Raw genomic sequence first — 24,525 nt, 5'->3', positions numbered from 1 at the left:
CTCAGTAGTAAGTCTACTGACGAGTAGGTAGTATGGGCAACACACTCCCGTACCCGGAGGACGACATGGCCGACATCCGGAGGGTTGCCATCCTGGGCGGCAACCGAATCCCGTTCGCCCGCTCGAACGGCCCCTACGCCACGGCGTCGAACCAGGACATGTTCACCGCCGCGCTGGACGGCCTGGTGAGCCGGTTCGCGTTGCAGGGCGAACGGCTCGGCGAGGTGGTCGCCGGCGCGGTGCTCAAGCACAGCCGCGACTTCAACCTGGTTCGGGAATCCGTACTCGGCAGCGCGCTGTCCGCCGAGACCCCCGGCTACGACCTCCAGCAGGCGTGCGGCACGGGCCTGCAGGCCGTGATCGCGGTGGCCGACAAGATCGCGCTGGGGCACATCGAGTCCGGCATCGCGGGCGGCGTCGACACCACCAGCGACGCGCCGATCGGCGTGAACGAGGACCTGCGCGGCGTGCTCCTGGAGATCAACCGCGCCCGCACCACCGGCGCGAAGCTCAAGGCGGCGGCCAAGCTGCGCCCGAAGCACGTGGTGCCGGACATCCCGCGCAACGGCGAACCGCGCACCGGCCTGTCGATGGGCGAGCACGCCGCCATCACCGCCCGCGAGTGGGGCATCGCGCGCGAAGACCAGGACGCGCTGGCCGCCGCCAGCCACCGCAACCTCGCCGCCGCCTACGACCGGGGCTTCTTCGACGACCTGGTGACGCCGTTCCAGGGTTTGACCCGCGACCAGAACCTGCGGCCGGACTCGTCGGTGGAGAAGTTGGCCAAGCTGAAGCCGGTGTTCGGCCGCGGCGAGGACGCGACCATGACGGCGGGCAACTCGACCCCGTTGAGCGACGGTGCGTCCGTGGTGCTGCTGGCGAGCGAGGAGTGGGCGGCGTCCCGCAACCTGCCGGTGCTGGCGTACCTGACGTTCACCGAGACGGCGGCGGTCGACTACGTGCACGGCGGCGAGGGTCTGCTGATGGCCCCGGCGTACGCGGTGCCCCGGATGCTGGCGCGGGCCGGGGTTTCCTTGCCGGACTTCGACTTCTACGAGATCCACGAGGCGTTCGCGTCGCAGGTCCTGGCGACGCTGAAGGCGTGGGAGGACGCGGACTTCTGCAAGGGGCGACTGGGTCTGGACGCGCCGCTGGGGTCGATCGACCGGTCGAGGCTGAACGTCAACGGCTCGTCACTGGCGGCGGGGCACCCGTTCGCGGCTACCGGTGCGCGGATCGTGGCGACTCTGGCGAAGCTGCTGGCGGAGAAGGGCTCGGGGCGGGGCCTGATCTCGATCTGCGCGGCCGGCGGGCAGGGCGTGACGGCGATCGTGGAGCGGTAATGGTCCAACCAATTCCTGGGTGATTTCGAATAATAGGCCCGCGGCATTGTCGTCTCCAATGTCCGCATACGCTCCTCCGGTGATGTCCCGACACCGGAGGAGCATGCGTGGCGAGTAGTGATTTGCCGGATACGGACAGTGCGTCGGACGACCCGGATCGTGAGCCGGATTCGGTTACCGAGCCGCGTCGCAAAAAGGCGCGGTGGTTCCGCAACGGGACGAACAGGGTGATCGCGATCGCGACCGTGTGCACTGCGCTGATCCCGGTCGCGATGCACTACCTCGTTGACGACGAGGCCTCCGGGCAGGCCGCACCGGCCTCGGCGACGACCGCTTCGGCGACGACTCCCTCGGCCTCGGCCGATCCGGTCGCAGCGCCGCCCGAGCCGGAGTCGTCCCACGCCGTCCCCGGAACCGGACGTGTCAGCGCGCCCGTTCGTCCGGCTACCAGCGCAATCACCCCGTCCGCGGTAGTCGAGGCGCCCCTGGGCACGGTCGCCGACGGCGCGACCACCGTCGCGGTCGCTCCTCCGCCGGCCGATCCGGGCGGTGAGGCCGTCCGGTACCGCGGTTCGCTCACCTTCGGCAGCTACCACCTCGACTTGGCGCAGCCGCGCGATATCGAGGGGATGAACGTCTGGCCGACGCACCGGGACGTCCTGCACGGCGACCCGGACTACCAACTCGTGCAGTGGCTGGACGACGCCCTGCCGGGCCGGGCCGATTGTGCCGGCTACCTTTTCGACCACGCGCGGAAAGACGCCGACAGTTTGATCGTCGGCAGCCGGGTGTGCGGTAGGACGCCCGGTGGTCGGATCTTTCGGATCGAAATCCTCGGCTTCGGTGAGAACAACAGGATCACCGGCCACGTCACCGTGTGGGAATAGCTAGTCCAGCAGCGTCCAGGTGGCGGTGCAGTGGACCGTCACCACGATCTGCTGCGCCTGCAGGTTGAGCTGGTCCATCTGCGGCGGGGCGCCGACCGAGCCGCCGTAGGCCGCCATCGGGCTGCCGATGACGGACTCGGCGGCCCACATCTCGCCGTCCCCGTCGGAGAGCCGTTGCAGCGTGCCCAGGCGTGCGCCCAAGGCTTCCGCGTAGCCCTCGGCACGGCGGCGCGCGTCGAGGACGGCCTCCCGCTGTGCCTCGCGGACCGCATCGGCGTCGGCGGCGAGTTGCCACTGCGGGCCGTTCAGCCACGTCGGCTCGGCGGCCACCAGGGCGGACAGCAGGTCGTCCAGCTTGGTCAGGTCACGCACCCGCAGCACGTACTGCTGGGACGCGCGGCTGCCTGCCCGGCGGCGGCCGTCCCAGTTGTCGTGCACGGCGAGCTGCCGCGACCGCACTTCCACGCCCGGCCGTTCCAGCGCCGGCTCGACGGACGCCACGCGCCCGGTGAGCTGGTCGACCGCCTCGTTGCGGGTCGCGCCGACGGTCTCGAAGTTCACCTGCACCTCGGCCCGGTCGGCGGTGCGCTCGACCTTGCCGGTCCCCTTGGTCACGACTTCAGCCACGCCGTCCAGCCAACCCGCCTACCGGATCATCCGCAACGATATGACCATCTAGCAGAAGCACTAGATAAACGAATACACGCCGACACGCGCCGAGTATTGGATCGGCCGTAGACAGCTCGATACCGTCCGAGGATGGACCCGGTCCGCAACCCGTTCGCCCCCGGCGCGGGGCAGCGACCGCCCGAGCTGGCGGGGCGGGACAAGGAGCTCGGCGCCTTCGAAGTCGTGCTCGAACGGGTGGCGCGCGGCCGGCCGGAGCGGAGCCTCGTGCTCACCGGGCTGCGCGGCGTCGGCAAGACCGTGCTGCTCGGCGAGTTGCGGTCGATGGCGGTGAAGCGGGGGTGGGGCGCGGGCAAGATCGAGGCGCGGCCCGAGGCCGGTCTCCGCCGCCCGCTGTCCGCCGCCCTGCACCGGGCGATCCGCGACCTGGCCGTGCGGCACCGCGCGCCCGACCGGGTGGAGGCCGTGCTCGGCGTGCTGAAGGCGTTCGCGCTGCGCGCCAACCCCGAGGACGCGAAGCTGCGCGACCGGTGGCAGCCGGGCATCGACGTGCCCGCCGCGCAGGGCCGGGCCGACTCCGGGGACATCGAGATCGACCTGGTGGAGCTGTTCACCGAGGTCGCGGAGCTGGCGCAGGACGTGGGCACCGGGGTCGCGCTGCTCATCGACGAGATGCAGGACGTGCCGCCGGACGACATCTCGGCGCTGTGCGCGGCCTGCCACGAGCTGTCGCAGTCCGGCGCGCCGCTGGTCGTGGTCGGCGCGGGGCTGCCGCACCTGCCGACCGTGCTGTCGGCGTCGAAGTCGTACTCGGAACGGCTGTTCCGCTACGTCCGGATCGACCGCCTCGCCCGCGAGGACGCCGACCGGGCCGTGCTCGCGCCCGTCGAACGGGAGGAGGCGGGCATCCAGGACGAGGCGCTGGACGCCCTGTTCGACGCCTCCGGCGGCTACCCGTACTTCATCCAGGCCTACGGCAAGGCCGCGTGGGACGCCGCGCCCGCCGACCCGATCAGCGCGCTGGACGTGGCGGTGGCCGCGCCGGAGGCGGACGCGGAACTCGCGGTCGGGTTCTTCGGGTCGCGGTACGAGCGGGCGACGCCGGCCGAGCGGGAGTACCTGCGGGCGATGGCGGAGCTGACCGACGGCAAGGACGCGGGCGTGAACACCGCGCAGGTGGCCGACCACCTCGGCCGCAAGCCGTCGTCGCTGTCGCCCGCGCGGGACAGCCTCATCAAGAAAGGCCTGGTCTACAGCGCGGAACGCGGTCAGATCGCGTTCACCGTGCCGCACTTCGGCCGGTTCCTGCTGGGGCGCGAGGACTGATCTCCGGTTGCCTGCGGCTCTCTAGCGCTCACGCTAGGGAGTCGTCCTCGGGCTGTCCGGTTCAGGTAGGTGTCTGTCAGGCGAATCGTAGGGGCTGTTCAGGTGGCTGCCGGAGATTCATCGGCCTGTGCGCCAACTCACCGGACAATCGGGTGCGTTCGCCGCGTCAAGGGTGCATACTTGAGGCACACCACCGAGGAACACCTTTGAGAGGGATGAAACCCCGATGAACTTCACTGCGAAGCTCCGCGCTCGTCGTGTCGAGGCTCGCAACCGCAAGGCTGTCGCCCGCGCGATCGACTCGGCGTCCACCCCGGCGATGCGCCACGAGCTGATGGCGATCGCCCAGGCCCAGGTGACCACCCTCCGCTGAAAGCCCTCCGCGCGCGACGACCACCCGATCGACACCGGGTGTGCGCCCCGTCGTCCAGCGCGGTCGGCAAAGGGGGAAATGTCGAAGACCCTGTCGCACCTCCCGCGCGACAGGGTCTTCGGCTATGTTGAGGACGTCGAAACGTGACTTGTGTCACACCCGGTAGTGGATGTAACAGTTCACGATCGTGTCTCGATGTTCATGGTGACCCCGCGATGCTGTCGGACCCCCGACCTGGCAGCACCGCGGGGTTTCCCATATCTCCCCCGACCGCTTAGGACGTGTTCGAACTACGTCGAACTGCTACTTGGACGTGGCCGAGCCGGTCCAGGTGTCCTCGTCCTGTCTGCGGGCATGCCTGATCATCACTATCCCCCTGAATGTGTCTTGTCCCCCATGGACACCATCCATGGTGCCATCGGGGTACGACAGTTTTTTGAGGGTTTGCTGAGAGCATGGCGCGATGAGCCGTCCACTCCTGGTGGTTGACGCCGCAAATGTCATCGGATCCGTGCCCGACGGGTGGTGGCGCGACCGGGAAGGCGCGGCCGTAAAACTGCGAAACTCGCTGGTAGAGGTGGGTGAGCACGGCCTACCCGCCGTCGCCCTGGGCCCGCTCGACGTCGTCTTGGTGGTCGAAGGCAAAGCCCGCCACGTGCAGTCCGTCACAGGCGTCCGTGTGGTCTCCGCCACTACGTCCGGCGACGACGCCATCGTGGAAGTGGTACGCACCGAAGCCGCCGGACGACGGTGCGTGGTGATCACCGCAGACCGAGACCTCCGCCGCCGCGTGACCGAGCTTGGCGCCGACGTCCTGGGCCCCCGCTCCGTGCGATGACCGCCCACCGTTCGAAGATCCAGGGCGCCAGCTCGTCCGGGCTCGCCGGCGGCAGCAGTGTTCTTCCACTTCAAATCGTGGTCAAAGCTTGCGGTAGACCTCGCGGCGATGCGCCACCCGCACGACCGTCACCATTACCTTGGCGTCCTCGACCTGGTAGATGACCCGGTGGTCGCCGATCCTGATCCGCATGACACCGGCGGGTTGGCCGACCAGCGCGCGAGACCCAGGCGGGCGTGGGTCGAGAGCGGAAGCTGCACCGCAACGCGGCCGGCGCGCAGATCCAGGGCATGGTGAGGAGGACGGCCGGCTGGGCTATCTCCCACTCGCGCGGGGCCCGGGTCTGGTCGGCTCGCTTTGGCGCGTGTGAGCGTCCACATCCTGGACCGCGAAATACCAGACTTTGGGCTTCGCGTTGACTCCCGACGTGACGAACGCTCAACGCCGCCGTGCCCGCGTCCGCGCCCCCGAACTCGAAGGACGCGGCTGGCTCAACACCGGTGACCGGGACATCAAGCTCAAAGACCTGCGCGGCAAGGTCGTCCTGCTCGACTTCTGGACCTTCTGCTGCATCAACTGCCTGCACGTGCTGGACGAACTCCGTCCCCTCGAAGCCGAGTTCGCGGACATCCTCGTCACGATCGGCGTCCACTCCCCGAAGTTCGTGCACGAGGCGGACGCCGAAGCGCTGAAAGCCGCCGTCGAGCGGTACGAGGTGCATCACCCCGTGTTGGACGACCCGGAGCTGACCACGTGGCAGAACTACGCCGTCAAGGCGTGGCCCACGTTGGTCCTGGTCGACCCCGAGGGCTACGTCGTCCACGTCGCCGCGGGTGAAGGCCATGTCGACGCGCTGCGCCAGATCATCTCCGAGCTGGTCGAGGAGCACGCCGCCAAAGGCACCCTGCACCGCGGCGACGGCCCCTACGTGCCGCTCGCCCCCGCCGACACCGAGCTGCGCTTCCCGGCCAAGGCCATCGTCACCCCGGGCAACACCCTCCTGGTCAGCGACTCCGCCCACCACAGCCTGGTCGAACTCGCGCTCGACGGCGAAACGGTCCTCCGCCGCATCGGCACGGGCGAGCGCGGGCGGCGGGACGGTGTCGAGCCGACCTTCTCCGAGCCCACCGGGCTCGCCCTGCTGCCCGCGGACGTCGCCGAGCGGGTCGGCTACCACGTGGTCGTCGCCGACACCGTCAACCACCTCCTGCGCGGCCTCGACCTGGACACCGGCGAGGTCACCACGGTCGCCGGCACCGGCGAGCAGTGGCGGGACGGGGCGACCGACGGTCCGGCGCACGAGATCCACCTCACCAGCCCCTGGGACGTGGCCTGGCACGCACCCGCCGGCGGGGTCGTCGTCGCGCTGGCGGGCAACCACACCCTCGGCCTGTTCAAGCCCGCCGAACGCCGCCTCGAACGGTTCGCCGGCACCACCGTCGAAGGGCTCAGCGACGGCCCTCTCGACCAGGCGTTCTTCGCCCAGACCTCGGGCCTCGCCGCCGACGGCGACCGGCTCTGGCTGGTCGACTCCGAGACCTCCGCCCTCCGCTACCTGGAGCACGGCGAGGTCCGCACCGCCGTCGGCAAGGGCCTGTTCGACTTCGGCCACCGCGACGGCGCGGCGGAGCAGGCGCTGCTCCAGCACCCGCTGGGCGTCGCCGTCCTGCCCGACGGCACGGTTGCCGTCGCGGACACGTACAACGGCGCGGTCCGGCGCTACGACCCCGCCACCGGCGAGGTGTCGACGCTCGCCACGGACATCCCCGAGCCCTCCGACGTCCTCTACGTCGACGGCGAGCTGGTGGTCGTCGCCTCCGCCGCGCACCGGCTCGAACGGCCCGTCGCGCCCGGCACGAAGGTCCTCGGCGAGGCCCACCGGGTCCGCCGCCCGCCGACCGTCATCGCGCCCGGTGACCTGGAGCTGAGTGTCGTGTTCACCCCGCCCGCCGGTACGAAGCTGGACGACCGCTACGGGCCGTCGACGCGGCTGGAGATCACCAGTTCCCCGCCCGGACTCCTCGCGGACGGCGCGGGCGTGGGCACCGACCTCACCCGCGCGCTGCGCGTCGCCGAGGGCTTCGCGGAAGGCGTGCTGCACGTCGTCGCACAGGCCGCGAGCTGCACCGACGACCCCGCCGTCGAGCACCCGGTGTGCAAGCTGACCCGCCAGGACTGGGGTGTGCCGGTCCGCGTCGACGCCGCCGGGCCGCACCGGCTGCCCCTGATGATGGGCGGTCTGGACGACGGTGAGCGGAGCGCCACGTAGACTCTCCGGGTGCCCGATGTCAAGCTAGAGGTCCAGATGCTGCACGACCGCGTCATGGTTCGGGTCAAAGGGGAAGACGGTGAGCGACGCAGCAGCGGCGGCATCGTGATCCCCGCGACCGCGCAGATGGCCAAGCGCCTGGCTTGGGGCGACGTCCACGGCGTCGGCACCAGCGTGCGGCACGTCAAGGTCGGTGACCGCGTGCTGTTCAACCCGGAGGACCAGTTCGAGTTCGAGGTGCAGGGCTCGACGTACTTGGTGCTGCGGGAACGCGACGTGCACGCGATCGCCAGCGAGCGGTCGGACCACGGGACCGGGCTCTACCTGTGAACCGCCGAGCGGTGATCGACGCGTGGCGGTGGTCGGGTGAGCGGCCCGGAGGATTGCGGAGAGGTCAGAGGGGGAGCGGTGCCGGAGAACCAGCGACCGGAGTACGACGCTGAGCGGACCAGGACGTTCGAGCCGGTCCGCCCGTCGGGCACCGCTTCGGAGCGCACGACGCAGATCCCGGCGTCGGCCGTCCAGGAGGCCGGGTGGCCGGCCGAGGACGCCTGGCCGCAGGAGGAGCCGGACGAGCCGACAGCGGACCCGACCGTCCGCAACGTGCCCCCGTCCGACGCGACGCGGATCCTGTCCGACGAGGCCACCCGCAACGTCCCGCCGATGCCGGACGCGACGCGCCAAGTTCCGCCGGCCCCGGACACCACGCGCCACGTCCCGCCGACGCCGGACGCCGTGACGCACAAGCTCACCCCGCCGACCCCGGCGGAGCAGACGCGCGCGATCGTCCCGCCGGCCGAGGAGACCCGCGCGTTCGAGGCCGCCCGCCCGTTCCCGCCGGACGACCCGCGCGACCCGGCCCCGTCCGAGCAGACGACGGTGTTCGCCTCCCCGGTCGCCGAGCCCGAGGCCACCGTGCTGGGCCCGATGATGGTGGACGAGCAGACCGAGGCCGAGGAGAGCGACCACCGCCGCCGGAACCGCCGCAAGATCCTCATCGTCGCGGCGAGCGTGCTCGGCCTGCTGGTCGTGCTCTACGGCGCGGACATGCTGATCTCCGGCGGCAACGTGCCGCGCGGCGTGACGGTCGCGGGCGTCGACGTGGGCGGCATGAGCCACGCCGACGCCGAGCAGAAGCTGCGCGACACGATCGGCCCGCGGCTGGCCCAGCCGGTGCAGACCCGGGCGGGCGACGTGACCACCGAGTTCGACCCGAAGGGGGCCGGCCTGGAGCTGGACTGGGCCGCCACCCTGGACCGGGCGGGCGACCAGCCGCTGTCGCCGATCACCCGCGTCACGTCGTTCTTCACGTCCCGCGAGGTCGGCTTCGCCACCCGCAGCGACAACGCGAAGCTCGCCGCCGCGCTGGAGGCGCTGCGCGCCACGACCGACCACGACCCGGCCGAGGGCACCATCCGGTTCGAGGGCGGCACGCCGGTCGCGGTCGACCCGAAGCAGGGCCAGAAGCTGGACGTGCCGGGCGCGACGGACAAGCTGCTCGCCGACTGGGTGAACGGCGGCACCATCGAGCTGCCGGTCGCGACCACGCCGGTGAAGACCACGAAGGAAGGCGTGCGGAAGGCGCTCGAAGAGGTCGCCAAGCCCGCCACCGCGTCGCCCGTCGTCATCAAGGGCGAGGGCAAGGACGCCACGCTCACGCCCGAGCAGCTCGGCGCGACCCTGGTGTTCGAGCCGGCCGACGACGGCGGCCTGACCGCGAAGGTCGACAACAACAAGGTGGTCGAGGCCGCCGGCCCGCAGCTCAAGGACACCGAGAAGGAAGGCAAGGACGCCGAGATCGTCTTCGAGGGCGGCAAGCCGACCGTCAAGGAGTCGGTGGACGGCCTGGGCATCGACTGGGAGAAGTCCCTGGTCCCGTTCATGGACGTGCTGAAGAGCGCGGGCCCGCGCGAGATCAAGGCGGAGTACAAGCACACGCCCGCCAAGGTCACCACCGAGCAGGCCAACAAGATGGGCATCAAGGAAGTCATCGGCGAGTTCTCCACCAGTGGCTTCGCCGCCGACTCCGGCACCAACATCCGGGTGGTCGCGGAGAAGGTGAACGGCGCGATCGTCAAGCCCGGCGAGACGTTCTCGCTCAACGGCCACACCGGTCCGCGCGGCCTGGCGCAGGGCTACGTCGAGGCGGGCATCATCGAGAACGGCGCGCCCGGCCGCGCGGTCGGCGGCGGCATCTCGCAGTTCGCGACCACGCTGTACAACGCGGGCTACCACGCCGGCATGAAGGACGCGGGCCACAAGGAGCACAGCTACTGGATCTCCCGCTACCCGGCGGGTCGCGAGGCCACGGTGTTCATGGACGGGGCGGGCAACAGCCTGATCGACATCAAGTTCACCAACCCGGACGACACGGGCGTGGCGATCCAGACCATCTGGACGCCGTCCTCGATCAGGATCGTGCTGTGGGGGACGAAGAACTACGACGTCAGCGGCTCGACCAGCGAGAAGTCCAACTTCACCGAGCCGAACGAGGTCAAGAAGAACACCCAGCCGTGCGTGAACAGCGCCGGGGCCCAGGGCTTCACGGTCACCGACACCCGCACGATCCGCGACCGCCGGACCGGCCAGACCCGTTCGGAGTCGCGGACCGTCCGCTACGACCCGTCGCCGAAGATCGTGTGCGAGGCCCCGCCCGCCGGGTGACGCCCCGGCGGCGGTTGGGGCTGGTAGTGAGCGGGTATTCACCCGTTCGTGAGCGTTCATGAGGTAAGACGTCACCCGGCCGTGCAAGTGCTCGGCCGGGGAGGCATGGTCTGCTACGGGCTGGTGCACGTGCTGCTCGCCGTGCTCACCGCCCAGGTCGTGCTCGGGGACAGCGGCGAGCGCACCGACCAGAAGGGCGCGGTGGCGACCCTCGCCCAGACCGGGTTCGGCCCGGTGCTGCTGTGGATCGTGGCGGTGGGCCTGTTCGCGTTCGCGGTGTGGCAGGTGACCATGGCGATCTCCGGCTACAACTGGGTTTCGCCGCGGCGCAAGCGGATCGTCCGGCGGCTGGGCTCCGCCGGCCGCGCCGTCACCGCGATCGCGATCGGGGTCGCCGCCGTCGGCTACGCGACCGGCAGCGCCCAGTCCAGCTCCACCGAGCAGTCGCAGACGTGGACGGCGCGCGTGCTGGCGCTCCCGTTCGGCCAGGTCCTGGTCGGCGCGGTTGCGGTGTTCGTCATCGGGCTCGGGATCGCCGTGGCGCGCAAGGGTTTCAAGCGGTCCTTCGAGGACGACCTGGACATGTCCGACCTGCCGTCCGCGACGCGGGTCTGGGTGGAACGGCTCGGCCGCATCGGGTGGATCGGCAAGGGCGTCTCGTACGCGCTGATCGGGATTCTGGTCGGCTTCGCGGCGGTCAGCGCCGACCCGAAGGAGTCCGGCGGCTTGGACAAGGCGCTGCACACGCTCGCCGCCCAGCCGTACGGGATCTTCCTGCTCGCCGTGATCGCCCTGGGATTCCTCGGTTTCGGCGGCTACTGCTTCGCCGCCGCGCGGGCTCACAAGGTCTGACGCCGGCGGTGACGGGCACCGCCGGCGTCGAGGGCGTCGCTACTGGACGTAGCCCTTCTTCTGCCACCCGAACCGGACCAGGTCCGGGTGGCTGCTCCAGGTCGACGTGACCTTGACGAAGTTCGGCAGGCGGACGTTCTTGCTCTTGCCCTTCGCACCCGACTTCTGGTGGTGGACGGTGAACTTGATGGCCAGCGTGATGGTCCGCACGGACACCGGGGCGATCGGCAGCAGCGGCACGTTCGCCACCTTCTGGGTCAGCTTCACCACGCCCTTGTAGTGCGCGGACGAGCCGGTCCTGCTGTTCGCGCCGACGCCCTCCAGCCGGACGTCCATGCCCTGCAACTCGAACGCCAGCGCGTCGCCGGGCGCGGTGGTGGTCGGGGCGCTGGTGAACGCGACCCACGAGCCGGGGTGCTGGTTGGCGCACGGGCGCACCCGGTAGGGCACGGAGGCGGCGTTGGTGGGCTGCACCGACTTGTCCGGGCTGACTAGCTGCACGTAGCTGACGAGCACGACGTCCTTGCAGGACTTGGCCTTGGCGGCGACGAGCTGCACGGCGGGGCCGGGTTGGGCGAACGTCGGGGCGATCAGGCTCACCCCGAGCACGGCGGCCACCGCCAGTCCCAGGCGGGCGGTGCGGGTCTTGAGGGCGTTGCGGGTTTTGAGCGCGTTGCGGGTTTTGAGCGCGGTGCGGAGCACGGTGGTTCCTTCCTGCTTCGGGTCGGGGATCACGCGCCGGGACCGGCGATGGAGTAGGGGACGCCGGCGGGCACCGCCTCGACCAGGCCGTCGGTCAGGATCTCCTGCTGCGGCTCGGCGGACTTGACGGGCTTCTTCGGCTTGTCGGCGGACTTCACCGGCTTCTTCGGTTCGACCGAGCCGGACTTCGCCTTATCGGACTTCGCCTTGTCGGGCTTCTTGTCATTGCCCTTGGGCTTGGTGCCCTTCTTGCCGACCGGCGACGCGTACCCGGTGACCTGCGTCTTGGTGGGGTCGATCTCGGTGGCCTTGTCGACCCGGTCGGTCTTCTTCCCGCTGTTGCCGGAGATGACGGTGATGGTGCCCTTCTTCTTGTTGACCTTGGTGACGATCCCGACGTGGTCGTTCTGGTACTTGCCGTCGTTGAGCCGGTAGGTGACGACGTCGCCGGGCTTGACGTTCTTCAGGCCGGGGCCGTTCTTCCACGTCTTGTTGGCCTTGCCGTAGTCGCGGAAGCTGGCGGCCAGCGAGTTCGTGCCGCTGGTCTTCACGCCGGCCTTGTCCCAGACGTAACGGGCGAAGTCGGCGCACCAGGCCTGGCACTTGGCCCGTGCCACCTGGTCGCTGTAGTAGTTGCAGTTGTAGCCGCCGCTCTCCTTGTTGTGCTTGCCGTTCAGCTCCTTCTGGGCGATGTCGACGATCTTGTCCCGAGTGGACTTGTCGACCGTGTCGGCGGCGGCGACCAGCACCGGCTGTTCGCCGACGGCGCCGCCGAGCAGCCCCACGCCCACCGCGGCGAGGGCGGCGAGGGCGAAGCGGGCGGCCCTGGTCTTCAGCAGGGTTCGCATGGGATCTCCAGTTCGGGTCAGCTCCGGCCGGCGATGATCAGCCGGTCGGCGGAGGAGGGCGCGTCGTAGTGCGTCTCCGGGGCGTCCGGGCACGGGGTGCGGGACGGGATGGTCACGAAGTCGTCCGACGGTCGGGTCAGCTCGGACGCCATCACGGTTGGCGGGAAAGGTTCCGAGAACTCGGAGCGGACCACGGGCCCGTCCAGTGATCGGGCCGGCTCAAGCTCCGGCTCTAGCTCGGGCTCTAGCTCGGGCTGAAGCTCGGGCTCGAACTCCGGTGCCGTCATCGGGAGCGCGATCGGCTCCTCGGTCGTGGTCGTGGTTTCGGCGCGGACAGGAAGCTGTGGCGCAGGTTCACGGGCGGGCTGCTCCTCGGCCGGCCGGTCCTCCGCAGGCTGCTTCGCGGCCGGGATTTCCTCCGCGGGCTCCTCCGGAGCAGGGGTCTCCTCCACGGGCTCTTCCTCGGCCGGGATCTCCTGCGCGGGTTCTTCCGGAGCAGGTGTCTCCTGCGCGGGCTCCTCCGGAACCGGGGTCTCCTGCGCGGGCTGTTCCTCGGGCTGCTCCTGCGGCAGCTCCTCGGGCACCGAAGGGTCCTGCGGCGCCTCGGTGGCCGGCACCGTGCCCTGGGCCGACCCGGAACCCTGCTCATGGCCCAGCAGGAAGGCCGCCACCACCAGCAGCGCGAACGCCGCCAAGGCCACCCAGCGGGGCACCTCGGGCTTCTTGCGCTCGGCCGGCCGAGGTGGGGTGGCGGCGGGCTGCGTTGTTCTCGCTCGCACTGGGCGGGGCATCGCGGAACCTCCGGGATCGCGTGTCGGTGACGCCAGGCAAGCCGTCCGAACAGGCGTCCGACAAGCGCGGACAGGCGTCCGGGACACTCCCGGACAACGCGAAGAGGGCGGCACCCCCGACCGGGGATGCCGCCCTCTCGAAAAGGACTGTCAGGTCAGAACGCGGCCTCGTCCACGTCCATCAGCGAGTTGTCGGTGGTCTCGGCGACCTTGCGGCGCGCCGACAGCTCCGGCAGCACGGACTTCGCGAAGAACGACGCGACCGCCACCTTGCCCTCGTAGAACGCCTTGTCGCGCGCCGACACCTGGCCGTCGAGCTTGGCCAGCGCCACCTCCGCCTGGCGCAGCAGCAGCCAGCCCACCAGCACGTCGCCCGCCGTCATCAGCAGCCGGACGGTGTTCTGGCCGACCTTGTACAGGTTGCGCACGTCCTCCTGCGCGCTGGTCAGGAAGCCGACCAGCGCGCCGAGCATGCCCTGGAGGTCCTCCAGGCCCTGCTTGAGCAGCGCGCGCTCCTCCTTGAGCCGGCCGTTGCCGCCCTCGTTGTCGAGGAACGCCTGGATCTCGCCGTTGAGGAAGCCGAGGGCCTGGCCCTTGTCCCGGATGATCTTGCGGAAGAAGAAGTCCAGGGACTGGATCGCGGTCGTGCCCTCGTACAGGGAGTCGATCTTGGAGTCCCGGATGTACTGCTCGATCGGGTACTCCTGGAGGAAGCCGGAGCCGCCCAGGGTCTGGAGCGACTGCGCGAGCTGCTCGTACGCCCGCTCCGAGCCGACGCCCTTCACGATCGGCAGCAGCAGGTCGTTGACCTTCTCCGCCAGCTCCTTGCCGGCGCCACCGATCGCGATGCGGTCCTGGAACGTCGCGGTGTAGAGGTACACCGCGCGCAGGCCCTCCGCGTACGCCTTCTGGAGCATCAGCGAACGCCGCACGTCCGGGTGGTTCGTGATGGTCACGCGGGGCGCGGTCTTGTCGGTCATCCGGGTCAGGTCGGCGCTCTGCACGCGCTCCTTGGCGTACGCCAGGGCGTTCAGGTAGCCGGTCGACAGGGTGCCGATGGCCTTGGTGCCGACCATCATCCGGGCGTACTCGATGACCTGGAACATCTGCGCGATGCCGTTGTGCACCTCGCCCAGCAGCCAGCCCTTCGCGGGCACGCCGTGCTGGCCGAAGGTCAGCTCGCAGGTCGTCGAGACCTTCAGGCCCATCTTGTGCTCGACGTTGGTGACGAAGGCGCCGTTGCGCTCGCCGGTCGACTCGCCGGTCTCCGGGTCGAAGTGGAACTTCGGCACCAGGAACAGCGACAGGCCCTTCGTGCCGGGCTTGGCCTCGATGCCGGGGCCCTCGGGACGGGCCAGCACGAGGTGCATGATGTTCTCGGTCAGGTCCTGGTCACCCGAGGTGATGAAGCGCTTCACGCCGTCGAGGTGCCACGAGCCGTCCTCCTGGAGCACGGCCTTGGTGCGGCCCGCGCCCACGTCGGAGCCGGCGTCGGGCTCGGTGAGCACCATGGTGGCGCCCCAGCCGCGCTCGATCATCAGCTCGGCCCACTTCTTCTGCCGCTCGGTGCCGTTGCGGTAGACGACCGTCGCGAAGTTGGGGCCGGCCAGGTACATGTAGATCGCCGGGTTGGCGCCCAGGATCAGCTCGGACGCCGCCCACTGCACCGACGGCGGGATGCCGAAGCCGCCCAGCTCGTTGGGCAGGGACAGGCGGTACCACTCGCCGTCCCAGATGGCCTGGTAGGACCGCTTGAACGACTCGGGCAGCGTCGCCGAGTGCGTCTTGGGGTCGAACACCGGCGGGTTGCGGTCGGCGTCGGCGAAGGACTCCGCCAGCGGGCCGACGGCCAGGTTGTTCAGCTCGGCCAGCACGCCGCGGGCGGTGTCCTCGTCGGACTGCTCGAACGGCCCCGTGCCGAGGTGGTCCTGCACGTTGAAGACCTCGAACAGGTTGAATTCGAGGTCCCGGACGTTGCTCTTGTAGTGACCCATCTCGTCTCACTCCATGAAGGTCGGGACTGTCCCCTACTGACCGGTAACAACCAGTTTATTACCTGTCAGTAACCCCGGCAAGGCCGGGTGCCCGATCGTGGCCGGCGAAACCGGCTCACTTCAACTTGCCGCTGAGCAGTCCGGCCTGGTAAGCGAGCGAAACGGCGTGCGTCCGGTCCCGCGCGCGGAGCTTGCGCAGGATGTTCTTCACATGCGTGCGGACGGTCTCCACCGACACGTACAGCTCGTTCGCGACCGCTTGGTTCTCCAGGCCGTCCGCGATCAACTGGAGCACCTCGTACTCGCGGCGGGACAGCGTGCGGCGCGACCCGGCCTCGGCGGTGGGCGTGAAGCCGGCCGCCAGCGGCGCGAGCGTCGGGTCCAGGTACATGCGCTCCTGGTGGCCGCGCACGATGGCCTGGAGCACCTCGCCGATCTCGCCCGCCCTCGGCACCATGCCGCGCACGCCGGCCGCCAGCGCGCCGCGCACGTACTTCGCGGTCCGGTGCGGCTCGCGGACCAGCGAGATCACCAGGAGTTGCGGGTCGTTGCCGGTCAGCAGGGTCGCCAGGTGGCCCTGCGGATCGAGCACGGAGTCGATCAGCAGCACGTCCGGCCGCAGGCGTTCGTGCAGGCGGACGGCCGTGTGCAGGTGGCCGGTCGAACCGAGCCAGTGCAGCCCCGGCGTCCGCCGGACGACGGCCGAGAGGCCTTCGCGGAACAGCGGTACGGGATCCACCAGCGCGATTCCCGGCCCCGTGACAAGCCGACCTGCGCCCGCCGCGGACGGCAGACGCGCGTTGACACCGGTTCGCATGGTGATGGGAGTCGCGAACCGGCCGAACATGACGGTGATTCGCAGAAAACTTTGGGTATGTGCCGAAGTAGGGGCGTTGTGGGCAGTCTCATGCGGTCTGTCCGGCTTGGTGGCCCCACAGTGGAGTGCATGGGTTCGTGGCAGCCGCGGGACGAGGCCGAGTCGGCCGCCGGCTGGCGCCTGTGGCTGGCGCTGAGCGCCCGGGTGTGGCCGGACGCGTCGTGGGACGGCACGCCCGCGTCGGCCGTGGCGGGGTTGCGCGAGATCACGTCGGCGTGCGCCGAGATCAGGTCGGGCTTCCCCGGTGACGCGCCGGTGCTGAGGCTGGTGGACTCGGTGGTGTTCGTGGTCAGCCTGCCGGTGGAGCTGTGGCGTGACGACCACCTGGCGGTGGACGCGGACCGGGCGGCGCTGCTGCACAGCGACCTGGCGGGGGTCGTGGAGCACGCGGCGGACGTGCGGGCGGTGCTGGCGGCCGGCGGGGGCTGGGCGGAGCTGGAGTCCCGGTAGTAGTGTGTGTGCAAATGATTAGTGCACAAACCTTCGAGGAAGACCCGCTGGCCCTGGACCGGCAGGTCTGCTTCGCGCTCTCCATCGCGTCCAGGAACGTGGTGGCGCTGTACCGGCCACTGCTGGAGCCCATGGGCCTGACCCACCCGCAATACCTGGTGATGCTGGCCCTGTGGGGCGAGGCGCCGCTGTCCGTGAAGGAGCTGAGTCACCTGCTGGCGCTGGAGCCCGCGACCCTGTCGCCGCTGCTCAAGCGCCTGGAGTCGGTGGGCTACCTCACCCGGTCGCGGGCCACGTCCGACGAACGCCGGCTGGCCGTGGACCTGACCGGGAAGGGCGCCGCGCTCCGCGAACAGGCGCTGGCGATTCCCCCGGCGGTAGTCGAACGCCTGGGCATGACACTGGCCGAACTACAGGACCTGCACACCGCGCTGACCCGCGTCATCACCGCCACGGACCGCTCATGACCAGGCCACCGCTCGCGCTGCGCGCCTGGTACCTCGTCGGTGGGCGTCTGCCGCTGCGCTACCGGGACTGGGTCTTCCACCAGGCGACCAAGCCTTCATGGCTCGCGTGGTTCATGGTGCGCGCCCTGCTCCAGGTCCTGCCGTTGACGATCGTGATCACCCTGGGCCTGGTCTGGGGCCTGGACTCCCCGCTGCCGCTGGCCGTGGCGTGCGGCTCGCTGGGCCTGGTGGTCGGCGTCTACTTCGCGGTCTCGTACGCGATCGAGAGCACCGACCACCGCATGACCAAGTACGGCTACCCGCGAGCGTCCGCCAGCACATTCCGCAAGGAGCAGTCTTCGGAAACCGACCGGGAGCGGGAACGCCGCTACAACGAGGCCTGGCGAAGCCCGTCCGAGTGACCGGGTCCTGGCTGTGACCCAGGTCGGTGGTTGCCGGCCTGGGCCGCACCGTCAGGGCGTGCCGGGGTGCGAGCGTTCCCCCGCGCCGGATCCGTTGAGGCAGTCTCTACGGAACCAGATCGGCCAGGTCGATGGGCACGGGAACAGGGCCGGGCAGCACGGTTTGGCTGTCACTGCCACGTGGGGGCGCGGGTGTGCGGTCCCGATAACTGCCACCTACCAGCTCGTAGGCGCGTACTGCGGCAGCTCGGCGAACGGCGTGCATCTCCACCGTCCACAAGTAGGGCACACCAGCGATGGCGTACCCGGCGACCTTGGTCTCCCGCTCGTGCGCGCTATTGCCCGGTGACCAGACTTCGACAGCCAGCACCAGAGCTGACGCGGGGAAGCTGGTTGTCGTGGGAGGCGTGTTGAGCAGAGCGACATCCGGGATCAACGCGGTGCGGATCGCGGTGGATATCTCGACACCCACTCCGGTCACCGCGTGCAGCCTGTCGTTCCCCTCCGCCGCACGCCAGAGGGCGCGGTAGAGAGCACCCAAGGCGTACTGGTGGGGACCGCCAGGTGGAGGAGACACGTGGTAGTAACCCCAGATCAACTCAAGCCGCGACCCGTCATCCGGGTGCTCGGCAGCACGCCATGCTTCAACGGTGTACGGGCCGAGGGGGTGGGCGAGATCGGTTGCAGCGGTCACGCGGTCACCTCGTTTCCGGCTCGTCGTCGCTCCCAAGTATCCCACGGCTGTGCTCGGCCGGCTCCGATCGACTCCCACGCCGCTCGTCCGGCCTCTGCCCTGTGACGGGTTTCGGGCGCGAGGGTTTGGGATTGATGAGCGGGCCGGGTACCGAAGGCGAGGACGACGGTGCCCTGACCTGGACACGGCGAAGGCCCAGGTCAACGTGACCTGGGCCTTCGGCTCCACGAGCGGGTGACGGGAATCGAACCCGCCTCTACAGCTTGGGAAGCTGTCGTTCTACCAATGAACTACACCCGCGTGCTGCGGGTCCGATCATACACATAGGCTGTGCCCGTGTTGTTGAGCGACCGTGATCTACGCAAAGAGGTCGACTCCGGCCGTCTGGTGCTGGAGCCGTTCGACGACGTCATGGTGCAGCCGTCCAGCATCGACGTCCGCCTCGACCGGTTCTTCCGCGTGTTCAACAACACCCGGTACACGCACATCGACCCGTCGAGTCAGCAGGACGACCTGACTTCGCTGGTCGAGCCGCACGAGGACGAGCCGTTCGTGTTGCACCCCGGCGAGTTCGTCCTCGGCTCCACCTACGAGACGGTCACGCTGCCCGACGACCTCGCGGGCCGGCTCGAAGGCAAGTCGTCGCTCGGCCGGCTCGGCCTGTTGACGCACTCGACGGCCGGGTTCATCGACCCCGGGTTCTCCGGGCACATCACGTTGGAGCTGTCCAACGTCGCCAACCTCCCGATCACGCTCTGGCCCGGCATGAAGATCGGGCAGCTCTGCCTGTTCCGGCTCAGCAGTTCCGCCGAGTTCCCGTACGGCTCCGCGCAGGCGGGTTCCCGCTACCAGGGGCAGCGCGGGCCCACGCCGTCGCGGGCCTACCTCAACTTCCACCGCACGGACACGCGTCGTTAGAGCACGTTGCCGTACCTGGCCAGCACCCGTGAACGCAGTTCCGGGTCCGTCCTCGGCACGGGTTCGAGGAACACCTCGTCCAGGTCCGGCCACCGGGCGCGCAGGTCGGCGTCGATGCGCACGCACGCCCGCTCCAGATCACCCGCCGACAGGGCGTCGTCGAAGTCCAGTCGTGCGCACAACAGCACCCGGTCCGTGCCGACCGCCATCGTCAGCAGGTCGACCACCTGCTCTACCTCCGGCACGCCGCGCAGGTGGTCCCACACCGCCCGGACCAGGTGGGGGTCCGCCTGCCTGCCGATGAGCAGGCCCCGGTTCGTGCCGGCCAGCACGTACGCCGCCACCGCCAGCAGCACGCCGATCAGCAGCGACGCCACCCCGTCCCACACCGCCGAACCCGTCAGGTGGTGCAGGCCGATCCCGCCGAACGCCAGCAGCAGGCCCACCAGCGCCGCCGAGTCCTCCATGAACACCGTCTTCACCGTCGGGTCGTCGGACACCCGCAGGAACGCGAGCACCGAACGCCCCTCGGCCCGCGCTCCCCTCCGCACCTGGCGCACGGCCTGCGTCCACGACACCGACTCCAGCGCGAACGCGATCGCCAGCACCGCGTACCCGACGCCCGGGTTCGTCTGTTCCGCCGACTCGCCGAAGACCGTGCGGAACCCCTCGTAGAACGCGAACACCGCGCCCGACACGAAGATCGACACGGCCGCCAGCAGCGACCAGAAGTACCGGTCCTTCCCGTACCCGAACGGGTGGCGGCGGTCGGCCGGTCGTTCCGAGCGGCGCAGGGCGGTGAGCAGCAGGCCCTCGGTGAACGTGTCGGCCACCGAGTGCGCCGCCTCCGCGAGCATCGCCGCCGACCCGGTGATCACGCCCGCGATCGCCTTCAGCACCGCGATGGCCAGGTTCACCGCCAGCGCCAGCAGCACGGTGAGCGTGCTCTCCCCGCCCTTGGAACTCATGTCCCGACCGTAGGACGACCGGCTCCGGCCCGCGCGTCGCGACTGTGGGCCAACTCGCGGAACGTGCGACCTGCCCTGATCGATAAGGAGGGAGAGATTCCACATCAGGGGGAAATATTCGTGAGGTACCTGCGTTCGGCGGCTGTGCTGACAGCCGCCCTGATGACGGCGTTGACGGCGGGCACTGCGGGAGCGCAGGAGGACACCGCCACGCTCGAAGGCGTGCTGTGGTTCGACCGCAACGAGAACAACGTGTGGGAAGCGGGCGAGCCTGCCCACCGGAACAGCCGTGGCGTGCGGATCGTGGACGCCGCGTCCCGGGCGGTGCTCGGTGAGTTCCCGACCGACGCGCAAGGCCGCTACCGGGCCGAAGGGCTGCCGAAGGTCGACCTCGACGTCGAGGTGGTGGAGGCCGACCTGTACCGGGTCGGACCGGCCAGGAAGAAACCGGGCACGGTCGACTTCGGACTGGTCGGCGGCACCGTCGAAGGCAAGCTGTTCGTGGACCAGAACGAGGACGGCGTGCACCAGCCCGACGAGTGGGACCTCGCCGTGGCGGCGACGCTGCGCCTCACCCGCGGCCCGGTCGAGCTGCCCCCGCCCGGGGTGCTCGGCGAGGGCGGGTACGTGTTCCGGGACCTGCCCGCCGGCGAGTACGTGCTGGAGGCAGCGGACAAGGAGCCGGCCGCGCACCTCGCCGCACCGCTGACCGACCAGGACATCGACCCGGCCACCCGGCGGAAGACGGTCACCGTCCCGGTCGCCGGCGCGGGGCGCGCCGATGTCCGCTACGTCTGGCAGACCATCGACTTCGCGATGGGCAAGCCCTCCCTGACGCCGGCCAAGGACACCTACGCGCTGGGTGACGAGGTCGAGCTGACCGTGGACGTGACGAACCTGGGTCCGGTCGCGGACCGGGCGAAGTTCACCATGTTCGAGCTGTGGGCCGCCCGGTCGGTGAGCGACAGCCTGGTGATGGCCGCGGACGGGCAGCACTTCGAGCTGCGCGACCCGCTCCAGCCGGGCGGGACCGTCCGGATCGCCATCCGGTACGTGCTGGACAGCGCGGACATCGACCAGTTCCACCTGTTTAGCTGGCCCATGTCGGCGCAGAACTTCCAGGACTTCGACACGTCGAACAACCACGCCATCGTGCCGATCAAGGTGTCGACCGGCACCACGCCGACGTCCTCCGCGACTCCGACGTCGACTCCTACGACCACGGCCACGCCCGGCACGGACACGTCCGCCACGGCCACGACGACGGCCGCGGTGGTGGCCGTGGCGAACGAAGGCGGGCTCGCGAGCACGGGCGCCTCGCCCGGTGTCTTCGCCGTGCTCGGCGGGCTCCTGCTCGGCGGCGGCGCGTTGACCTACTTGGCGGCACGCAGGCGTCGCCGCGCCTGACCCGTTCGGACGACCGCCACCGCTAACCTGCGCGGCATGGGCATTCTGGTGCACGTGCTGCTGACCGCGGTGGCGGTCTGGGTCTCCACGGTCATCCCCGGCATCGACCTGGGCGACGGCTCGACACCCGCCAAGATCGGCACGCTGATCGGCGTGGCGCTGCTGTTCGGACTGGTCAACGCGGTCGTGAAGCCGCTGGTGAAGTTCTTCGGCTGCGTCTTCTACCTGCTGACGCTGGGGCTGATCGGCCTGGTGGTCAACGGCCTGCTGTTCTGGCTCACCGGCTGGCTCGCCGGGGAACTCGGCCTGCCGTTCGAGGTCACCGGCTTCTGGCCCGCGTTCTGGGGCGCGATCATCGTGGCCCTGACGAGCTGGATCCTGAACCTGGTGTACGACCGGATCGCGAACGGGGACTGAGCGCGAACGGGGACTGAGCGCGAACCAAGAGGCCCGCCCGTCCGCAGTGGACGGGCGGGCCTCTTGGTCGGTCAGCGCGGGTCGGCCCTGAAGTGGGTCAGCGCTGAAGCGGGTCGGCCCTGAACGGGTCAGCCCTGCGAGGACGCCTTGTCCTCGTCGGGCAGCGGAGTGCCGGTCGGGACCTCGTCGGTCGGCACGTCCTGGCGCTCCTTGCCCCGCCGCACGGCCGTGAGCAGAAGCTGCGCCACGTCCACGACCTCCACGTGCGAGCCGGCCTGGCCCTCGTTCTGCCGGGCCGTCACGCCGTCGGTGAGCATCACGCGGCAGAACGGGCAGCCCGTCGCGATCTTCGACGGGGCCGTGCCGAGCGCCTCGTCCACGCGGTCGACGTTGATGCGCTTGCCGATGCGCTCCTCCATCCACATCCGCGCGCCGCCCGCGCCGCAGCACATCGAGCGGTCGCCGTGGCGGGGCATCTCGCGCAGCTTCGCGCCGGACGCGCCGACCAGTTCGCGCGGGGCCTCGTAGACCTTGTTGTGGCGGCCCAGGTAGCACGGGTCGTGGTAGGTCACGTCCTCCGCGACCTCGGCGACCGGCACCAGGCGGCGTTCCCGCACCAGGCGGTTCAGTAGCTGGGTGTGGTGCACGACCTCGAACCGGCCGCCGACCTCCGGGTACTCGTTGGCCAGCGTGTTGAAGCAGTGCGCGCAGGTCACGACGATCTTGCGCCGGCCGGCCTCGCGGCCGTCGAAGACCGTGTTGAGCACCTCGACGTTCTGCTGCGCCAGCATCTGGAACAGGAACTCGTTGCCCGCGCGCCGCGCCGGGTCGCCGGTGCAGCTCTCCTCCGGGCCGAGCACCGTGTACTTGACGCCCGCCGTGTGCAGCAGCTCCGCCACGGCCCGCGTGGTCTTCTTCGCCCGGTCCTCGAACGCGCCGGCGCAGCCGACCCAGAACAGGTACTCGGTGTCGCCCAGCTCGCCGTCGAACACCGGCACGTCGAAGTCCAGGCCCTCGGTCCACGCCAGGCGGTCCTTGGCGTTCTGGCCCCACGGGTTGCCCTTGTTCTCCAGGTTCTTGAACATGCCGCCCAGCTCGGACGGGAAGTTCGACTCGATCAGCACCTGGTAGCGGCGCATGTCGACGATGTGGTCGACGTGCTCGATGTCCACCGGGCACTGCTCGACGCACGCGCCGCAGGTGGTGCAGGACCACAGCACCTCGGGGTCGATGACGCCCAGTTCCTCCGCGCCGCCGATCAGCGGGCGCTGGGACTCGGCCATCGCCAGCACGTCGATGGACTCCAGGCGCTTCTGGTAGTCCGCGTACTTGTCCTCGGTCAGGCCGACCTCGTCACCGGCCATGTCCCGGCTGCCGCCCGCCAGCAGGTACGGGGCCTTGGCGAACGCGTGGTCGCGTAGCTGCGTGATCACCAGCTTCGGGGACAGCGGCTTGCCGGTGTTCCACGCCGGGCACTGGGACTGGCAGCGACCGCACTCCGTGCAGGTGCTGAAGTCCAGCCAGCCCTTCCACGAGAAGTCCTCGACCTTGCCGACGCCGAACACGTCCTTGTCCGGGTCGGCCTCCTCCAGGTCGAGGACCTTGCCGCCGCTCATCATCGGCTTCAGGGCGCCGAGCGCGACGCCGCCGTCGTCCTCGCGCTTGAAGTAGATGTTGAAGAACGCGCTGAACCGGTGCCACGCCACGCCCATGGTCAGGTTCCGCCCGACCACGATGAGCCAGACCATGCCGGACAGCAGCTTGACGATCGCCATGATGGAGATCCAGTTGGTGCTGGCGGGCAGGATCTCGCTCAGCGGCTGCGTGACGAACGACGACCACAGCGGCGGGTCCTCCAGGCCGGAGGACTGCTTGAACGCCTTCACGCCGAGGATGCCGAGGCCCTCGATGATCACGACCGCTTCCACGAAGTAGGCGGCCCGGAAGTTCGAGCCCGCGAACCGGGACAGCCGGTCGGCGCGGCGCGGGTGGTTGAGCTGGCGGATGATGGCGAGCGCGACGCCGCCGACCACCGTGCCGATGCCGAGCAGTTCGATCAGCAGCGCCCACAGCGACCACGTGCCGATGACCGGCCAGTGGAACGGCGGGTGGAAGACCTCGCCGTACGCCTCGAACAGGACGGCGGAGCCGATGAGGAAGCCCCACATCACCATCCAGTGCCAGGGGGCGACTTTGCGGAACTTGGCCATCCGCGTGTGCGCGACGAACTCCACGAGCAGGGTGCGCAGGCGCGGCCCGAACGGGCCGTTGCGAGTCGCGTCGGGCTGGCCCAGGCGGATGATCCTGATCATCCGGACCACACCGGCCACGAACAGACCCCAGGCGTACACGCTGACGGCGACGCCGATGGCGCCGAGGGTGAGCTGGAGGGCTCCCATTGTGGTGGCGGCC

At 70.0% G+C, this 24,525-nt stretch carries 25 protein-coding genes and 1 tRNA gene; 15 read left to right on the top strand and 11 right to left on the bottom strand.

The window, feature by feature from the left end:
* Window positions 1-65: 65 nt before the first annotated feature.
* Complete coding sequence (locus tag ACQPZF_RS41355; protein WP_433274958.1) at window positions 66-1,343, top strand: acetyl-CoA C-acetyltransferase; 1,278 nt, start codon at window positions 66-68, stop codon at window positions 1,341-1,343.
* A 245-nt stretch (window positions 1,344-1,588) separates the two neighbouring features.
* Window positions 1,589-2,230: a hypothetical protein gene (locus ACQPZF_RS41350; protein ID WP_433266620.1), complete on the top strand. Its 642-nt coding sequence runs from the start codon at window positions 1,589-1,591 to the stop codon at window positions 2,228-2,230.
* Here the strand turns inward: ACQPZF_RS41350 and ACQPZF_RS41345 are convergent, their stop codons facing one another.
* Window positions 2,231-2,857: an SIMPL domain-containing protein gene (locus ACQPZF_RS41345; RefSeq protein ID WP_433266618.1), complete on the bottom strand. Its 627-nt coding sequence runs from the start codon at window positions 2,855-2,857 to the stop codon at window positions 2,231-2,233. It lies immediately after the preceding gene.
* Window positions 2,858-2,989: 132 nt separating this feature from the next.
* On the opposite strand from ACQPZF_RS41345, the gene ACQPZF_RS41340 reads away from it, so the two are divergent.
* The 3 genes from ACQPZF_RS41340 to ACQPZF_RS41330 all read left to right on the top strand — a co-directional run bounded on the left by ACQPZF_RS41340 (window position 2,990) and on the right by ACQPZF_RS41330 (window position 5,394).
* On the top strand, window positions 2,990-4,183 hold the full coding sequence (locus ACQPZF_RS41340) for an AAA family ATPase (protein WP_433266616.1): 1,194 nt from the start codon (window positions 2,990-2,992) through the stop codon (window positions 4,181-4,183).
* A 226-nt stretch (window positions 4,184-4,409) separates the two neighbouring features.
* Complete coding sequence (locus ACQPZF_RS41335) at window positions 4,410-4,556, top strand: hypothetical protein (RefSeq protein WP_433266614.1); 147 nt, start codon at window positions 4,410-4,412, stop codon at window positions 4,554-4,556.
* A 463-nt stretch (window positions 4,557-5,019) separates the two neighbouring features.
* Window positions 5,020-5,394 (top strand): NTP pyrophosphohydrolase, encoded by a 375-nt coding sequence (locus tag ACQPZF_RS41330; protein ID WP_433266611.1) that lies wholly within the window; start codon window positions 5,020-5,022, stop codon window positions 5,392-5,394.
* Between the two features lie 81 nt (window positions 5,395-5,475).
* On the opposite strand, the gene ACQPZF_RS41325 is transcribed toward ACQPZF_RS41330, so the two are convergent.
* The gene (locus ACQPZF_RS41325) at window positions 5,476-5,610 is read right to left on the bottom strand and encodes a type II toxin-antitoxin system RelE family toxin (RefSeq protein WP_433274956.1); all 135 of its coding nucleotides are present in this window, start codon (window positions 5,608-5,610) and stop codon (window positions 5,476-5,478) included.
* Window positions 5,611-5,821: 211 nt separating this feature from the next.
* On the opposite strand from ACQPZF_RS41325, the gene ACQPZF_RS41320 reads away from it, so the two are divergent.
* The 4 genes from ACQPZF_RS41320 to ACQPZF_RS41305 all read left to right on the top strand — a co-directional run bounded on the left by ACQPZF_RS41320 (window position 5,822) and on the right by ACQPZF_RS41305 (window position 11,179).
* Window positions 5,822-7,663 carry an NHL domain-containing thioredoxin family protein gene (locus tag ACQPZF_RS41320; RefSeq protein ID WP_433266609.1) on the top strand — a complete coding sequence of 614 codons (1,842 nt, stop codon included), beginning with the start codon at window positions 5,822-5,824 and terminating at the stop codon, window positions 7,661-7,663.
* A 36-nt stretch (window positions 7,664-7,699) separates the two neighbouring features.
* Window positions 7,700-7,993, top strand: coding sequence for a GroES family chaperonin (locus ACQPZF_RS41315; protein WP_433274954.1), 294 nt, complete (start codon window positions 7,700-7,702; stop codon window positions 7,991-7,993).
* A gap of 78 nt (window positions 7,994-8,071) precedes the next feature.
* Window positions 8,072-10,327, top strand: a complete 2,256-nt coding sequence (locus ACQPZF_RS41310) for a VanW family protein (RefSeq protein ID WP_433266607.1) — start codon at window positions 8,072-8,074, stop codon at window positions 10,325-10,327.
* A 105-nt stretch (window positions 10,328-10,432) separates the two neighbouring features.
* A complete protein-coding gene (locus ACQPZF_RS41305; protein ID WP_433266605.1) occupies window positions 10,433-11,179 on the top strand; it encodes a DUF1206 domain-containing protein in 747 nt (248 codons plus the stop codon).
* Between the two features lie 39 nt (window positions 11,180-11,218).
* On the opposite strand, the gene ACQPZF_RS41300 is transcribed toward ACQPZF_RS41305, so the two are convergent.
* The 5 genes from ACQPZF_RS41300 to ACQPZF_RS41280 form a co-directional block, all read right to left on the bottom strand.
* Entirely contained in the window at window positions 11,219-11,881 is a 663-nt protein-coding gene (locus ACQPZF_RS41300; protein WP_433266604.1) for a hypothetical protein, read from the bottom strand.
* Between the two features lie 29 nt (window positions 11,882-11,910).
* Complete coding sequence (locus tag ACQPZF_RS41295; protein WP_433266601.1) at window positions 11,911-12,729, bottom strand: CHAP domain-containing protein; 819 nt, start codon at window positions 12,727-12,729, stop codon at window positions 11,911-11,913.
* 17 nt (window positions 12,730-12,746) lie between these two features.
* Window positions 12,747-13,520 carry a hypothetical protein gene (locus ACQPZF_RS41290; RefSeq protein ID WP_433266599.1) on the bottom strand — a complete coding sequence of 258 codons (774 nt, stop codon included), beginning with the start codon at window positions 13,518-13,520 and terminating at the stop codon, window positions 12,747-12,749.
* Between the two features lie 155 nt (window positions 13,521-13,675).
* Window positions 13,676-15,514 (bottom strand): acyl-CoA dehydrogenase, encoded by a 1,839-nt coding sequence (locus ACQPZF_RS41285; RefSeq protein ID WP_433266597.1) that lies wholly within the window; start codon window positions 15,512-15,514, stop codon window positions 13,676-13,678.
* A gap of 115 nt (window positions 15,515-15,629) precedes the next feature.
* Entirely contained in the window at window positions 15,630-16,253 is a 624-nt protein-coding gene (locus ACQPZF_RS41280) for a LuxR C-terminal-related transcriptional regulator (RefSeq protein WP_433274952.1), read from the bottom strand.
* A gap of 207 nt (window positions 16,254-16,460) precedes the next feature.
* On the opposite strand from ACQPZF_RS41280, the gene ACQPZF_RS41275 reads away from it, so the two are divergent.
* From ACQPZF_RS41275 to ACQPZF_RS41265, 3 genes are read left to right on the top strand one after another with little or no spacing between them, the layout of a single operon-like run.
* Complete coding sequence (locus ACQPZF_RS41275) at window positions 16,461-16,841, top strand: hypothetical protein (RefSeq protein WP_433266595.1); 381 nt, start codon at window positions 16,461-16,463, stop codon at window positions 16,839-16,841.
* A 14-nt stretch (window positions 16,842-16,855) separates the two neighbouring features.
* Complete coding sequence (locus tag ACQPZF_RS41270; protein ID WP_433266593.1) at window positions 16,856-17,308, top strand: MarR family winged helix-turn-helix transcriptional regulator; 453 nt, start codon at window positions 16,856-16,858, stop codon at window positions 17,306-17,308.
* The gene (locus ACQPZF_RS41265; protein WP_433266590.1) at window positions 17,305-17,709 is read left to right on the top strand and encodes a DUF5313 family protein; all 405 of its coding nucleotides are present in this window, start codon (window positions 17,305-17,307) and stop codon (window positions 17,707-17,709) included. The genes ACQPZF_RS41270 and ACQPZF_RS41265 overlap by 4 nt, the downstream gene beginning before the upstream one ends.
* 106 nt (window positions 17,710-17,815) lie before the next feature.
* On the opposite strand, the gene ACQPZF_RS41260 is transcribed toward ACQPZF_RS41265, so the two are convergent.
* Together ACQPZF_RS41260 and ACQPZF_RS41255 are read right to left on the bottom strand one after the other, a co-directional pair.
* Entirely contained in the window at window positions 17,816-18,403 is a 588-nt protein-coding gene (locus ACQPZF_RS41260) for a Uma2 family endonuclease (RefSeq protein ID WP_433266588.1), read from the bottom strand.
* A 229-nt stretch (window positions 18,404-18,632) separates the two neighbouring features.
* Window positions 18,633-18,703 (bottom strand) — tRNA-Gly (locus ACQPZF_RS41255).
* Window positions 18,704-18,739: 36 nt separating this feature from the next.
* Between ACQPZF_RS41255 and dcd the strand changes: the two genes are divergently transcribed.
* Entirely contained in the window at window positions 18,740-19,321 is a 582-nt protein-coding gene (gene dcd / locus ACQPZF_RS41250) for a dCTP deaminase (RefSeq protein ID WP_433266586.1), read from the top strand.
* Here dcd and ACQPZF_RS41245 read toward each other — a convergent pair.
* Window positions 19,318-20,289 carry a cation diffusion facilitator family transporter gene (locus ACQPZF_RS41245; protein WP_433266584.1) on the bottom strand — a complete coding sequence of 324 codons (972 nt, stop codon included), beginning with the start codon at window positions 20,287-20,289 and terminating at the stop codon, window positions 19,318-19,320. The genes dcd and ACQPZF_RS41245 overlap by 4 nt on opposite strands.
* Before the next feature lie 120 nt (window positions 20,290-20,409).
* Here ACQPZF_RS41245 and ACQPZF_RS41240 point away from each other — a divergent pair, with 120 nt between their 5' ends.
* A complete protein-coding gene (locus ACQPZF_RS41240; protein WP_433266582.1) occupies window positions 20,410-21,696 on the top strand; it encodes a hypothetical protein in 1,287 nt (428 codons plus the stop codon).
* A gap of 36 nt (window positions 21,697-21,732) precedes the next feature.
* The gene (locus tag ACQPZF_RS41235) at window positions 21,733-22,113 is read left to right on the top strand and encodes a phage holin family protein (RefSeq protein WP_433266580.1); all 381 of its coding nucleotides are present in this window, start codon (window positions 21,733-21,735) and stop codon (window positions 22,111-22,113) included.
* Window positions 22,114-22,241: 128 nt separating this feature from the next.
* Here ACQPZF_RS41235 and ACQPZF_RS41230 read toward each other — a convergent pair whose 3' ends face one another.
* Window positions 22,242-24,512 carry a (Fe-S)-binding protein gene (locus ACQPZF_RS41230; RefSeq protein ID WP_433266579.1) on the bottom strand — a complete coding sequence of 757 codons (2,271 nt, stop codon included), beginning with the start codon at window positions 24,510-24,512 and terminating at the stop codon, window positions 22,242-22,244.
* Window positions 24,513-24,525: the final 13 nt, after the last annotated feature.

Origin of the sequence: Actinosynnema sp. CS-041913, assembly GCF_050942485.1 — a bacterium.
In the GTDB taxonomy this organism is placed as follows: domain Bacteria; phylum Actinomycetota; class Actinomycetes; order Mycobacteriales; family Pseudonocardiaceae; genus Actinosynnema.
Note: the sequence above shows the minus strand (reverse complement) of the source record. Positions and strands in the feature narration are given on the sequence as shown.

Excerpts from the sequence above, each read along its gene's own strand:
- ACQPZF_RS41355 (WP_433274958.1), top strand. The coding sequence starts at position 66 with ATGGCCGACATCCGGAGGGTTGCCATCCTGGGCGGCAACCGAATCCCG.
- ACQPZF_RS41340 (WP_433266616.1), top strand. The coding sequence starts at position 2,990 with ATGGACCCGGTCCGCAACCCGTTCGCCCCCGGCGCGGGGCAGCGACCG.
- ACQPZF_RS41335 (WP_433266614.1), top strand. The coding sequence starts at position 4,410 with ATGAACTTCACTGCGAAGCTCCGCGCTCGTCGTGTCGAGGCTCGCAAC.
- ACQPZF_RS41330 (WP_433266611.1), top strand. The coding sequence starts at position 5,020 with ATGAGCCGTCCACTCCTGGTGGTTGACGCCGCAAATGTCATCGGATCC.
- ACQPZF_RS41315 (WP_433274954.1), top strand. The coding sequence starts at position 7,700 with ATGCTGCACGACCGCGTCATGGTTCGGGTCAAAGGGGAAGACGGTGAG.
- ACQPZF_RS41305 (WP_433266605.1), top strand. The coding sequence starts at position 10,433 with ATGGTCTGCTACGGGCTGGTGCACGTGCTGCTCGCCGTGCTCACCGCC.
- ACQPZF_RS41295 (WP_433266601.1), bottom strand. The coding sequence starts at position 12,729 with ATGCGAACCCTGCTGAAGACCAGGGCCGCCCGCTTCGCCCTCGCCGCC.
- ACQPZF_RS41290 (WP_433266599.1), bottom strand. The coding sequence starts at position 13,520 with ATGCCCCGCCCAGTGCGAGCGAGAACAACGCAGCCCGCCGCCACCCCA.
- ACQPZF_RS41285 (WP_433266597.1), bottom strand. The coding sequence starts at position 15,514 with ATGGGTCACTACAAGAGCAACGTCCGGGACCTCGAATTCAACCTGTTC.
- ACQPZF_RS41275 (WP_433266595.1), top strand. The coding sequence starts at position 16,461 with ATGGGTTCGTGGCAGCCGCGGGACGAGGCCGAGTCGGCCGCCGGCTGG.
- ACQPZF_RS41270 (WP_433266593.1), top strand. The coding sequence starts at position 16,856 with ATGATTAGTGCACAAACCTTCGAGGAAGACCCGCTGGCCCTGGACCGG.
- ACQPZF_RS41265 (WP_433266590.1), top strand. The coding sequence starts at position 17,305 with ATGACCAGGCCACCGCTCGCGCTGCGCGCCTGGTACCTCGTCGGTGGG.
- ACQPZF_RS41245 (WP_433266584.1), bottom strand. The coding sequence starts at position 20,289 with ATGAGTTCCAAGGGCGGGGAGAGCACGCTCACCGTGCTGCTGGCGCTG.
- ACQPZF_RS41235 (WP_433266580.1), top strand. The coding sequence starts at position 21,733 with ATGGGCATTCTGGTGCACGTGCTGCTGACCGCGGTGGCGGTCTGGGTC.
- ACQPZF_RS41230 (WP_433266579.1), bottom strand. The coding sequence starts at position 24,512 with ATGGGAGCCCTCCAGCTCACCCTCGGCGCCATCGGCGTCGCCGTCAGC.